At 62.3% G+C, this 12,917-nt stretch carries 10 protein-coding genes; 9 read left to right on the top strand and 1 reads right to left on the bottom strand.

Features of this window, described 5'->3' with window-relative positions; translation table 11 throughout:
• Nucleotides 1-33 precede the first annotated feature (33 nt).
• Genes ACM62Q_RS05600 through ACM62Q_RS05560 form a run of 9 tightly spaced genes read left to right on the top strand, consistent with a single transcriptional unit; the run spans nucleotide 34 to nucleotide 12,038 of the window.
• Nucleotides 34-516 (top strand): hypothetical protein, encoded by a 483-nt coding sequence (locus ACM62Q_RS05600; protein ID WP_415034422.1) that lies wholly within the window; start codon nucleotides 34-36, stop codon nucleotides 514-516.
• A complete protein-coding gene (locus ACM62Q_RS05595; RefSeq protein WP_415034420.1) occupies nucleotides 506-793 on the top strand; it encodes a hypothetical protein in 288 nt (95 codons plus the stop codon). Before ACM62Q_RS05600 ends, ACM62Q_RS05595 begins: the two co-directional genes overlap by 11 nt.
• Entirely contained in the window at nucleotides 790-1,419 is a 630-nt protein-coding gene (locus ACM62Q_RS05590) for a hypothetical protein (RefSeq protein ID WP_415034418.1), read from the top strand. The genes ACM62Q_RS05595 and ACM62Q_RS05590 overlap by 4 nt, the downstream gene beginning before the upstream one ends.
• On the top strand, nucleotides 1,416-1,859 hold the full coding sequence (locus ACM62Q_RS05585; RefSeq protein WP_415034416.1) for a hypothetical protein: 444 nt from the start codon (nucleotides 1,416-1,418) through the stop codon (nucleotides 1,857-1,859). The genes ACM62Q_RS05590 and ACM62Q_RS05585 overlap by 4 nt, the downstream gene beginning before the upstream one ends.
• Before the next feature lie 13 nt (nucleotides 1,860-1,872).
• Nucleotides 1,873-2,826, top strand: coding sequence for a hypothetical protein (locus tag ACM62Q_RS05580; RefSeq protein WP_415034414.1), 954 nt, complete (start codon nucleotides 1,873-1,875; stop codon nucleotides 2,824-2,826).
• Between the two features lie 58 nt (nucleotides 2,827-2,884).
• Entirely contained in the window at nucleotides 2,885-6,451 is a 3,567-nt protein-coding gene (locus ACM62Q_RS05575; RefSeq protein ID WP_415034412.1) for a tape measure protein, read from the top strand.
• Complete coding sequence (locus ACM62Q_RS05570; protein WP_415034410.1) at nucleotides 6,448-9,792, top strand: discoidin domain-containing protein; 3,345 nt, start codon at nucleotides 6,448-6,450, stop codon at nucleotides 9,790-9,792. The genes ACM62Q_RS05575 and ACM62Q_RS05570 overlap by 4 nt, the downstream gene beginning before the upstream one ends.
• Nucleotides 9,789-11,414, top strand: coding sequence for a hypothetical protein (locus tag ACM62Q_RS05565; RefSeq protein WP_415034408.1), 1,626 nt, complete (start codon nucleotides 9,789-9,791; stop codon nucleotides 11,412-11,414). Before ACM62Q_RS05570 ends, ACM62Q_RS05565 begins: the two co-directional genes overlap by 4 nt.
• Nucleotides 11,415-11,456: 42 nt before the next feature.
• On the top strand, nucleotides 11,457-12,038 hold the full coding sequence (locus ACM62Q_RS05560) for a hypothetical protein (protein ID WP_415034406.1): 582 nt from the start codon (nucleotides 11,457-11,459) through the stop codon (nucleotides 12,036-12,038).
• Between the two features lie 348 nt (nucleotides 12,039-12,386).
• On the opposite strand, the gene ACM62Q_RS05555 is transcribed toward ACM62Q_RS05560, so the two are convergent.
• A partial coding sequence (locus ACM62Q_RS05555) for a phosphoenolpyruvate carboxylase (RefSeq protein ID WP_415034404.1) occupies nucleotides 12,387-12,917 on the bottom strand: 531 nt, incomplete at its 5' end.

Genomic DNA, 12,917 nt, shown 5'->3' with positions numbered 1-12,917 from the left:
AAAATTTCCCCCCTGCGCCGGCATTCTGGCGCAATGAATCCTTGGACCATTCTGCTCGCCGCATCGCTCGCCATTTCCGGCATCGCCGTCGGCTGGTCTTTGCGTGGCGACCACGAAGATGCCAAGCGCCTGCGCGGCATTGAAAAACAGATCGAGCAGACCGAGCAGGTCCGCGCCGCCGTAGACAAATCCGCCGCCGCGCAGGCAGAACAAGCCGCCGAGCAGTCCGTTCGCGACCGCATCATCACCAAAGAGGTCATCCGCTATGTGCAAGTCACACCGCCTGATCGTCGCTGCGATCTGCCTGGCACTTTCCGCGTGCGCCACGACGCCGCCGCCACGGGTCAGCCCGCCGAATCCGCCAGCCTGGCTGACAGTCAAGCCGAGGCCGTTACAGACGCTGCCGTCCTCGAAACCGTCGCTGACAACTACGCCACCTGCCGCGCTGCCGCAGATCAAGTAGCCGGCTGGATCGATTTCTGGTCAGCCGTCAAGGATTCGTGCCGTGGCGGTTAATCCAATCTTCGCAGCCATGCGCGCCGACATCCTGCACGGAGACGCAGCAGAAATCGTGCTGCATAAAGGCCGCCCACTCAGCGCCATCGTGCATCGTGACCAGCAGCTCATCGGGGATTACGGCCAGGTCGTCTCCCGCCGCACTGAGATCGAGGTGCCTGCCGGCTGCCTCAAGGCCGGCGACAAAGTGCGCATCGATGCCGACAGCTACCTGATCGACACGCAAGTATCGGACGACGGACTATTCACTCGCTGGGTCGTGAGGCTGGAAAAATGAAAATCAGCCTGGACATCCGTGGCGGAGCCGCCCTGCGCGCCATTCGCAAGCAGATCGAAGCCTACCCGCAGGCCGCTGCCATTGCCGCAAAAAAAACAGTCAATGAAGCCGCAGCACAGGCCGCGCAACAGGCGGCAAACGACATCTCGCAGCGCTACACGCTGTCTGCCGCCTACGTGCGCGAAAAGCTCATCGTCCATCCGGCAAAAAACACAGCAAACGCCGCCGTCGTGGCGAAAAAAGCAACATTCAACAAGGCCCGCTACGCCGCAACACAAATCACCGCGCCAGCACCCGGCGCCAAAGGCGACCCGCGCCGAGGCATTCCCGCCGGCCGCAAGCAGGCCGGCGTCAGCGCAAAGATCCTGCGCGCCGGATCACGCAAGGTGGTGCGAGGTGAATTCTTCCTGCCGCGTCAGCGCGGATTCGGCGACAGCGCAGTTTCCGGCGGCAACGCAATTGGCGTTTTCTGGCGCTACGGCAACGAAATCGAGCAGGTATTCACCGTCTCACCGAGCCAGGCTTACGCCAGCTGGATCAAGCGCAACGAGCGCCGCATCACCGCCGAGCTACCCCGCAGCTTCGCCAGCCACTTCGCCGCCGAAATCAAGAGGCTGCGCGCATGAGCAAGGCCAACGACATCGCCGAGGCCATCAAGGCGCGCATCGAAACCATCCGCGCCGCAAACGGCTACGCCACCGACATCGGGCAAACCGTCCATCGTGGCCGCCGGCAGCTTGAAACGCCGGACACAGCAACCCTCTACGAAGGCGAAGAGGATGCCAGCAAGCCGCGCGCTGTCCCCTATACCGCCACCGCCATCATCAATTTCACCATCGAAGCCTGCGCGCACTGCGATCCAGACAACCCGGACATCGCCGGCCACATCCTGATTGCCGACATCCAGCGCGCCGTCTTCTCCGATGACAACACGCTTTCCGGCCTCCTGTCGGAAACCATCCAATACGCTGGCCGGGTCATCCAGCCGCGCATCGATGGGCAATCCATCGTCAACGTTCAGGTCCGCCTCCAGGCGACCTACACGCTCACCCCAGCCACACCCTGAGAGGACCACCATCATGGCAATTCAACACATCCAAAACGAGTATCACATCCCGCGCGCCCGTCTTCTTTTCAACCCGTTCGACGCATCCGGCAACCTGACCGGCGAACAGCCTTTCGGTAACTGCCCGACATTCAACATCTCGACAGAAACGCAAAAGTCGGACCACTACTCGTCGGAATCCGGCCTGCGCGTCAAGGACGCCTCCGTCACCGTCGAAGTCAACCGCACCGCGAACATCACCTGCGACAACATTTCGCCGGAGAACCTGGCCCGCTTCCTGTCCGGCTCGCTGGAAACCATCACACAATCCGCCGGCAGCAAGACCGAAACGCTTACCGCCCGCGCCGGCCGCCACTACCAGTTGGGCGCCACCGCATCCAACCCAGCCGGCGTGCGCAACATCTCCGCGCTGACCGTCGAAATCGCCGCCGACGCGTGGGAAGATGAAACAGACTACGCCGTCGGCGCTGTGGTCAAGCCCACCACCGGCACCGACCTGCACGCCTACCGCTGCATCACAGCAGGCAAGAGCGGCATCAGTGAGCCGACTTGGCCGGTCAATGGCAGCACCGTCACCGACGGCACCGCCACCTGGGAAGACATCGGCGAAGTCGCACTGACATCCTCTGTCATTGCCAGCGACCTGCAAGCCGGCCGTCTGCAAACGCTCGCCACCTTCCCGGCTGACCCGGTGCCGCTGACCATCAGCTACACCACGCCGGCCGTATCCTGGCAGCGCATCAAGACCGGCACGCAGACCGCGCTTTCCGGCGCCCTGCGCGCCATTGCCGACAACGCATCAGGCAGCAACCGCGACTATTACATGCCGCGCGTCAATCTGTCGCCGAATGGTGAACTGCCCATCATCACGTCCGAGACGGATTTCATCTCGGTCAGCTTCTCCGCAGAAATCCTGTCGTCTGCCAACCAGGAAGCCATCTATGTTGATGGTCGTCCGCTGGCCTGATTTCTCCTAGCGTTTCCCCTGGCCTCTGGCCGGGGGCTTTTTCAAGGTCACAGACACCATGGCGCTTTTGAGCGACAACGAAGTCAAGCTCCGGATCATCGCGCAGGCCGAAGGCAAGCCGGAGACCGACGCGCTCGCCGAAAGTGTTGGTGGCCTTGAAAAAGAATTATCAGCAGCCGCAACCGCCGCCAGCGCCGCCGCCAGCAAGCAGAAAGAAACCGCCGCCACCCTGGCATCGGCAAAGCAAGCGCAGGACGATCTGCGCCTGGCGCTACTGAGCGCGCAGAACGAATACAAGCACCTGCGCTCACGGGCAAAAGAAGCCGGCAGCGCACAATCCCTGTTTGCCGAGCAAGCAGAGCGCGCAAAAAGCAAAGTCGCCGACCTGAAAACATCGCTCGCCGTCGCCTCCGCAAACGTGCGGATGATGAGCAAGGAAAACACCGCCGCCGCATCGGAAGTGCGCCGCCTTGTCCGCGAGCAGGACGCGCTGAAAAAAGCACTGGTCCAGTCAGCCGGTGCGGCGAAACAATCAGAAAACAGCATGCGCGATCTGGGCGGCAGCGCAAAGAACGTCGCCGCCGCCATGGCTGCCGTGTTTTCTGTCGGCGCCGCAAAGAACGCCATCGGCAGCGCCATCGCCACGGCAGACGCATACGGCCAAATGGCCAGCCGCATCAAGATGGCGACATCAAGCAGCGAAGAGTACGACGCCGTACAGGCTCGTCTGCTCGAAACCGCGAACGCCACCTACCGACCGCTGGCAGAGGCGCAAGAAGTCTATATCCGCACCTCAGACGCCCTGCGCAGCCTGGGCTACAACACCGACCAGGCGCTTGATGTCGTCGATTCGCTGTCCTTCCTGCTGGTCACCAACGCCGCCAGCGCCGAGAAGGGCAAGAACGCCATTGATGCCTACAGCAAGTCGATCCAGAAGGGCAAAATCGACGCCGACGCATGGCAAAGCATCCTGGCCGCCACGCCGACCATCGTCGATGCCATCGCCGAGGCGTCAGGGAAAACGGCAAAGGAAGTGCGCGCCCTGGGCGCCGCCGGAAAACTATCCATCAAGGATCTGAACGAGGGGCTGCGGCAGTCGGTCGAAGTAAACAAGAAGCTGGCCGAAAATATGCCAACCACGGTTGCCGACGCTGTTACAAAGCTGGCAAACGCCTGGCAGTACTACCTTGGCAATGCGAACGAGGCCACCGGTGCCACGCAGCACATCGTGGCGGCCATCAACATCATGGCCACCAATCTGGACACTGTGGTTTCCGCCGCCATCAAGGCCGGCGAAGTCATGTTGGCGGTGTTCTCCGTTCGTGCCCTACGCGCCGTCAAATCCTACGCCGCCGCCCAGATTGCTGCGGCACAGGCCGCCGCCACATTCACAGCCACCACCACCGCGCAAGCTGCGGCCATGGCGGCAACCACCCGCGCCACCACCGCCATGAGCGCCAGCACGGCCCTGCTGGCAGCGGCCTACCGCACCGTCGGTGCGCCAATGGCGGCTTTCGCTGCATCTGCCGCCGCCGGCACATCTGCCTTGCTGGCAAAAATTCGCGCCCTTAACCTACTGAAAACAGCCATTGCCGGAACAGGTATCGGCGTGCTTGTTCTCGCATTCGGCGAACTGGTAAGCCGCCTGCTGGCGGCCAGAACAGAAGCAAAAAACACCGCCGAATCACTTGAAAAAATCAAGGACGCAGACATCACGACGCCGAAAGGCATCGAGACGCTGCTGAACGACCTCAAGCGGCTTGAAGTAAGCGGCGAAATCGCCGGCAACAAAATCGCCCGCGCACTGACCGGCAAACTCGACTCCATGGGCAAGGGCGAACTCGGCGACCTGCAGAAAATGCTCGCCGAGCCGATCATTGCTGCGACCGTCCCCGCCGCGCAGCTTGAAATGCTGCTGGGCGCCATCGGCACCCGTCTGGCCGAGATCGGCCGCATGGAAGAAATCAACGAATTCGCCGACAAGTATTTCGACAAAACCAAGCCCGCGCTCGAATCGGTACAGGAAGCACTCGACACCCTACGCAAGCGCGGCCCGGAAACCGCCGACGCGCTGGCAAAAATCTTCAAGACCGCCGACCTCTCCGGCGTCGATGCCATCAGGACACTGGCCCGCGATCTTGATCTGCTGAAATCTGCCGCCCTGGCAACCGGCGAACAGATCGACACCGCGCTGATGCAGCGCCTGGCGCAGATGAGCGGCAAGGAACTGCGCGAATTCCGCGTCATGTCCGAAATGGCCCTACAGGGCACGGCACAAGATGCCGTAATGCTCGCCCGCATCAACGACCAGGTGCTCGCCGCCAGCTTCGCCCGTCTCGGCGTATCGGCCAGCACGGCGCTGGATGATGTCGGCGCCGAAACCGCTGACGCCATCGAGAGCATCAACGCCATGATTGCCGCGCTCGATGCCGCAGGCAAGACCGCGCAGCAACAAGGTGCCGCCATCGAAATGGCGCTCACCCAAGCATTCAGCAGCGCCAGCAGCCTGTCCGGCATCAACGCCCTGCAGGAGCAGGTCAAAAAGCTGGCCGCATCCGGCAAGATCGGCGAAGAATCCATGCAGCGCCTGGGGCAAGCCGCAGAAGACGCCCGCCGGCAGATCGAGGCACAGATCCCCGGCCTGCAGTCGGTCGAAGAAGCCTTCAAGGCGCTGGGCGTAGTCTCCGATGCTGCACTGAAACAGAGCGCCAGCGCCGCCCGCGATGCCTTCCGGCAGATTGCCGAGAGCGGCAAGTCCAGCGCCCGCGAAATCGAAGCCGCATTTACCGCTTACGCCGAAAAAGCCGTTGCCGCCAATGGTGGCGTGGTCGATAGCGGGCTGCGTAGCGAAGCCGCCATGCGCGGCCTGCAAGTGCGGGCTGACGAAGCCGGCAAGGTCACCGTGCAGAGCTTCATCAAAGCCCGCGAGGAAACAAGGCGGCTGGAAGAGCAGGCCAGCAAAACCGCTGGCAGCATGAGCAAGATCGGCGACGCGGCCGCAGATTCTGCCGACAAGGTGGTTGCCGCCGCAGATTCAGCAGGCCGCTCCACTGACCGAATCGGAGGGAGTTTCACCACTGAAATAACGCGCGCGGTAAGCGGATTTTCTGCCATGGCAACCGCAGCTGGTGACTATGCCAGCCAGATGGAGCGCCTGGACGGGCAGCAGAAGTCCCTCTCATCATCCGGCGCCGCTGGCGTGGAAGAACTGCGCCTCAAGCTGCTCGAACTGAGCGGCAGCGAAGAGCAAATCGCCCGTGCCCGCGCTGCCCGCGATATCGCAGAGCTTGAGCGCAAGAAGGCACTGCTGCAGATCGAACTGCACCGCGCCCAGCTGCGCAACGACGCCACCGAAATGGCGTATTACCAGACCGAGCTTGGCTATCTCGCCGAACAGATCAAGCTGACCGACCAGCTCGCCCGCGCCACCGAGAAAAAACGCCAGGAAGAGGCCAAGAAAAAAGCCGCTGAATCTGCGGCGAAAGCCACGACAGAACAAAAAACCAGCCCAACGCGACTGAATCAGAACGCCGTCACGATCAACGTCAATGGCGTCACCGATCCGGTAAAGCTTGCCCGCCTGGTTGAACCTGAACTGAAGAAACTGGAAAGACTCGCCAAATGACCTCTGTGCAACGACTCATCTCCGGCCGTGATAACCTCGTCCGCAATGCCACGCTGACTGCGAGCAGCGTGGCGCCATCCACCGCCATCAGCCGCACGTCGGCGCGGCGCAAGGGTGGCGGCCGGGTGCGTCTGGCCGGTGAGTACATCGGCCATGAATCGTCTGATTTCGAGATCGAGATTGTTGCCACCGGCGGCATTCCGCGCGCCAGTGCGCCCGTGTTCGCCGGCGTGGGTAACGGCAAAATGACAGTTCAGTCGGTTGCGGCTGGCGCCACCCTGCAGGCGCTCACCTTTACCTTGTCCGACCTGGGCATTCTCACCGAAGCGGCGCGGCTCGATGTGCGCGATGTGCAGATCCGCGCCCGTATTGCCGGGGAATCCGGCAACACCATCAACATCGTGGTGACGCCCGCGCTGACGCAAGTCGTTACAGACTATTCGCTCATCGCCGACTGGCCCGCAGGGCAAGCCACGCAGGCGGGCGAACAGTGGAATTTCGGCGGCCTGCCAATGACCGCATCCGGCGAAGTCGACGCCAAAAGCCCGCGCATTCAATTCGGCGGCGATCCGCAAGTGTTCCGGCCGTACCGGGTGTATAAGGACGGGCAGTGGCTGCATGGCCTGGCGCCCGCACCTGAGCGCACGATTACCGCCGGAACCAAGGCATTTTCAGTAACTGGCGGCTATGAAATCACCGTAAAAAAAGGCGTCGCCACCGAAGTCTATGGTGTGACGCCCGCCGCGCCAATCGTTACGTTTTACGACATGCTCACCGCCCTGGCGACCAGCGCACTGGTCGAAGTTGCCGGCGTGGTCGTCGCCGACCGCCAGCCGGGCGGGCAGGCTGCAACCGATGTGCCGCTGCGCACATCTGCCTGGCTGCTGTCGCAGGGCGGCAAAGTGGCGCTGACATCGGTATCGGTCCCAGCCGCCGCGCCGACGCAGACCGTCACCGTGAAATGCGTCAATGCCGACAATGTGGGCGCCGAACGCTGGGAAGTTACCGGCAGCGTCTCCGGCGTGCTGGCCAGCGCCACTACCGGCACGCATTACACCAGCGCCGCTGCGAATTTCACCATTCCTGTCATCAAGCCGGCCAACGATGCCAAGGGCGAATGGTCGTTCACGTTCGACGCTGTTACCCGCGCCGACAGTGAAGGCCATCCGTCCATCTGCGTGCGCCCGTTCCGTTTTGGCCCAAACGCCCGCGCAAAGCAGGTTTCATTCCGCTACCAGGCCCGCCCGCCGGCAGATTGCAACTGCCGCGATATGCCCACACCCACCATCGACCTGGCTTGCCTGGGTCTCGACCCCGAAGGAGCAGACACCATGGACCCCGCAGTAAAAACGCGGCTGCTGGCGCTGATGCAATGGCACGCACAGTCCGCAGCCAGTAACACACCGATTGAGGCCGTCGGCGACGCCACCGGCATCGTCAAGGCTGACACCGTCGATCTTGACCTGCTCGATGGCATCGTCCGCGAGTTTTCCACATGCATCCGAGAAATTGCCGATAGCCCGAGCGCGCTGACCATTCTTGACGGCTATATCAACTCCGTAAAAACAGCGGTAGATGACTACGCATCCGGAGCGTTCCGGCTGGTTGAGTCTGTCAGCGAGATCAGTGGGTTTGTGCCAGGCGATGACGGGTATGATTATCCAAGCGTATCAACGTCGATTGAGTCAGAAAACAGGGTAGGGACCGTCGGAGGAAGCAGTGTGTACACAAAACACTACTCTGGCGTCGCTACAGTGACATCCGGGCCGAATGCCGGCGTAATGCAGCGAACCGAATGGACACTGTTTTACAACGACGCATCAATCGAAGTCACCCAGCTCGCCGCCCAAATGCGCGAAGAATACAAATGGCAAGCGCGCCCCGCCGTCGATCCGATCAACCCGGAGCAAACCACTGTCGAATACGACGCCAGCCGCTTCCTTGACCGCGTGCGGGCGCAGTGCAACCACGCCCGCGTGGAAGCCGGTATTTTCCCAAAATCTGACGCCAGCAGCACAGCCGCCGGGGGCTGCTGGCAAGACGACCCGAAGGCTACTCACTGGTGGGTAGATACTGCGGGATATTACCGCCCGGCATTCACCAACCGCGCCTACGTTTCCACCCGCATGGATACGGAAACCGGCGCTACTTACAGCACGCAGGAATTCGCCTTTGGCCTGGTCGTTGCTTGTCCAGACCGACTCAAGGTCGGCGACACCATCATCATCAACATTAACCAGACCGACGGCCAGCGCCCGTATTCCGTCGGCGACGAGGCGGTATTGCAAACAGTCGCCGCCGGCCCGGCCTATCTTGCCGGCGGCATCAACGGCACAGACCAGCTCACCTGGGATGTGACCGGCAGCGATTCCGGGCCACTGGCAAAATACATGGTGCCGATTTCCGGCGCGGTTCCGGCATGGTCCGGTGCCGGTGCAGAGATCAAGATCGAGCCGGGTGGCATCCCATTTTCGCTGGGAGACACGTTCAGCCTGGCGATTGAGGCCGGTCAGTTCAAGTGGCGCCGGGATTCAGGCGCATGGTCAGCCGCCACAGATATTCCGGTATCCGGACCAGCACCGCTGGCCGATGGCGTGGCCGTCCATTTCGACCCCGGAGCCGCGCCCAGCTGGGTCGATGGCGATGCAAGCACGTTCCGCGCCCACCAGCCGCACGCACCCAGCCAGACGCAACATATGCGCGATGGCGCGTGGCAGTGGTCCGGCAACGCCGCATCAATCGTGATCGACATCGGCAGCGAGAAACCCGTCGGCGGCATCGTCCTGGCGCGCTACCGCTTTCCCGCCGGGGCCACGGTCAGCTACGAAATATCGCTCGATGGCACGACGTGGTCAGCGCCGGCCAGCATCGACATCACTCACGGCATTGCCGCCGACCTGTTCGAGCCGTTCGCCGCACGTTACCTGCGCATCACCCTGACCGGCGCGCCAGCGGGTGAGATCGGCGCAATCTGGGCTGGCGTTCCCGCCGCCACCAGCCTCTCTGCCGCCGCATCGCGCCAGCGTCGATGGGGCGTTTCCCGCTCCGGCGGACTCAACCCGTCCGGTCTCTACGCCGGACAGGGCGATGGCTGGAAATTGACCTGGGAAGACAGCCTGACCAACGACGACGCCGAAAACCTGCTCTCCGTCATCGATTACGCGCAGCGCAACGACGAGCCGCTGGTGCTGATACCGCACCACCTGCACACAGCAGATGCCGCCCTCGTTGCCGCACGGGCGGAAGCGCTGGAAATCGACGACCTGCACGAATATCAGCCAAACGACGCTGCCCGCCGGCTGCTCTCCGCCACGCTGACACTTGATGCGGTGATCGCATGAGCGCCTGGCTGGTCATTGATGGCGGGCAGGACGGTTTTTCAACCGCCTACACCTTCGCCCGCGCTACACAGCCCACCGGCGCCGCTGTGACGCTCTCGCGCCTGACCGGCATCTCCGCCATGCGCCGCGCCCTGTCCGTCCCCGGCCTGTCGTCTGCGCCGTCCGCATCGCTATCCGCAGATATCGAAAACGCCGACGGAGAAATCACCAGCGCCTATGCCGCCACGCCGCCCATGCGCCGCCGCGCTGAGGTACGCACAGCCAGCGGCAAGGTGTTTTCCGGCATCGTCACCGGCCTGTCGCTGTCCAGTACCGCCACACTGGATATCGTCGCCGGTCTGGACCGGCCGCTGTCCGACAAAATGCCGCTGCGCACCAGCGCCGTCTGGGGCGGCTGGCGCGACATCCGCACGCTGCCGTGGGGCTATGGCCGCGTCACCGTCGCGCCCATCCAGTACGGTGCAGATCAGCGCATGTTCGTACTGCTCGATCATCCCATAGCCGGCGTTGATGTCGTCAAACGTGACGGCGTGGAAACGCCCGCCTACGCCTGGCGCAATGGCCTCGACAGCACAGGCCGCGCCGTGGCCTTCCTTGAGCTTGCTGAGGCGCTGGCCGATGGCGAGCAGCTGGCCGTCACCCTGCGCGGCAGGCTACACCCGGAAACTGGCCGCCCCATCGAAACACCCGCCGAGATCCTGTGGGACGTTATGACCAACCTGGCCGGCACGGATGTCACATGGTCCGACCTCGACGATTACCGCGCCGAAACAGCCGGCCTGACGCTGGGCGGCTTGATCGACAACGCCGACGCCACCATTCGCGCCACCATCGATTCCCTGCTGCAATCCACCGGCAGCGCCTGGTCTGCTGCCATGCCCGGCATCGCGCACCTGTGGCCAAGCGCCGCCGACCCATCCGCGCCCGCCCATCAGGTTACGCCGCTGACCGCCGAATCGCCGACCGCCACCTGCCAGCACGACGACATCTACACCGTCCTGCGCGTGCTCTACGATTATGACCACGCCGCCGGCCGCGCAAGCCGAGCCGTGCAGATCGAGGCACCCGATGCCATCCGCGAATATGGCCGCATCGAAATGGAGTGGAACGCCGGATGGTTGCGCAGCCCACGCCACGCGGAAGAGCTTGGCCACCGCATCCTGCAGGCCATCGCCCGCCCGCGCTGGCGGATCACCTGGAGTCAGCCACTCACAGACATTGCGCCCGGAGACTGGGCCGATCTGCAGCACCCTCTGCTGCCAGTTTCAGGCCGCCACAGATTGAGCGAAGCCGAGCAGAATTTCTCTGGCCAGTCCATCACCTGCATGGTCGATGCTGCCGCAGGCGACACGCCGGAGACAGTCACCGGCCAGCTTTCCAGCGCCTTCGACCCTCTCATCCAGGCCGGCATCACCGTCGAAATAGCGCAAAACGAAATCATCTTCACCGCCCGTGGCGACACCGGAAAGCCACTTCCCGGCGCAAAAGTAACCCTCGATGGCGGCATCCATCGCGTCGCCGACCAGAACGGCCGCGTCAGCTTCCCAACCGTGCGCGGGCGCCATGTCCTGCTGGTCGAAGCCGCCGGCTACCCGCCATCAGAAACAGTGGTGATCCTTTGACGTCCTCCCCGGCCTGAACGCCTGGGTCTCTCGGAGCATCCTATGACCGACCGCAGACGATTTTTTCCGGCCAAAACAGTCCAGCAAGTGCCTGGGCAAAAGGTGGAGGTAGAGGTAGAGCTTAAAAAAGGCGGAGAAGCACCACCTTGCGCGCCAACCGGGTTTTTTTTGGGTTCGCGCAAAGCGTTCTTAGTGAGCCAATACGTGGAAAGATCAGAGTACCAAAACTGGGAGCCAGATTACAGCCTGTACCAGACAAGATACGACGAGGAGTGGAACAGCACTGAATTCACAGAAAGCGGAACTGCATGGATAACACCTGAAAACCACGACCGCTATAAAACAGAAGGCAGTGAATCGAAAATCGAAGTCGTACAGACGGCGGCAATGCTTGCGATACCTATCGGCCCATCATGCGGACTTACGTGGTCTCTTGGATGGGAAGGCTACAAGCCGAACAGGCATATCGAGTTTTCAGCAGACGGGCCTGTTGCCATCATCCATGTGCGAACGATAGAAGGCGTCGAGGAATACAACGAGGGCACAGCCATCCTCACAGCGTCCTGCGCCGGGAAAACAGTCGGCACACTGCGCCTGGTGATTATGCCGGACGAGATATGGTAAACGCAAAAAGCCCGGCCATCCGCAAGGACGCCGGGCTTTTTGTCCGGTGTAAATCCGGTGTAATCCGGTGCAATTCAGCGCACATTTCTGGATGTCATTACCAGCAACCATGCGGGTTTGAGGCGGTGTTGGTGGCGTTCATTTGCCTTCACACGGCAGGGGTCACTGGTTCGATCCCAGTACCGCCCACCATCGAAAAACGCCAAACCTCCAAGCGCTGCAAGGCTTTCGGGGGTTTTTGTTTTTCTATTTCGGGAAACTCTTCGCGGCTGAATGGGCACCAAATAAACAGGCGAGCGCAGCTTTAGTTTTTGACTTTGGGCTTGGCGGATTGCTCGCTGAGCGCGTCTATCCGCTGTTTCTCAAGCCGGCGGCGATGCCGTTGATGGTGATGTGGATGCCGCGCGCGATGCGTTCGTCGTTTTCGCCGGTGCGGTGGCGTTTGAGCAGTTCGATTTGCAGGTGATTGAGTGGGTCGATATAGGGCGCGCGCAGTTTGAGCGAATGCTTTAATGCGGCGTTATCGGCGAGGAAATCGTCTGTTTCGAGGATGGCGAGCAGGTGCTGGCGGGTGCGTTGCCATTCCTCGCACAGGCGCGTAAAGACGCGTTGGCGCAGCGCCGTGTCGTCTACCAATTCGGCATAGCGCGAGGCAATGGCGAGATCGGTTTTGGCGAGCACCATGTCCATGTTCGAGAGCAGGCTTTGGAAAAATGGCCAGTCGCGGTACATCTGGCGCAAGGTAGAGAGGCCGTCCGGATTTTCTTGCAACCAACGTTCGACGGCGTGGCCAAAGCCGTACCAGCCGGGCAGCATGAGGCGGCATTGCGCCCAGGAAAAAACCCAGGGAATGGCGCGCAGGTCTTCGATGCGCTCGGA

The organism is Azonexus sp., from assembly GCF_047638095.1.
Classification (GTDB): Bacteria; Pseudomonadota; Gammaproteobacteria; order Burkholderiales; family Rhodocyclaceae; genus Azonexus.
Note: the sequence above shows the minus strand (reverse complement) of the source record. Positions and strands in the feature narration are given on the sequence as shown.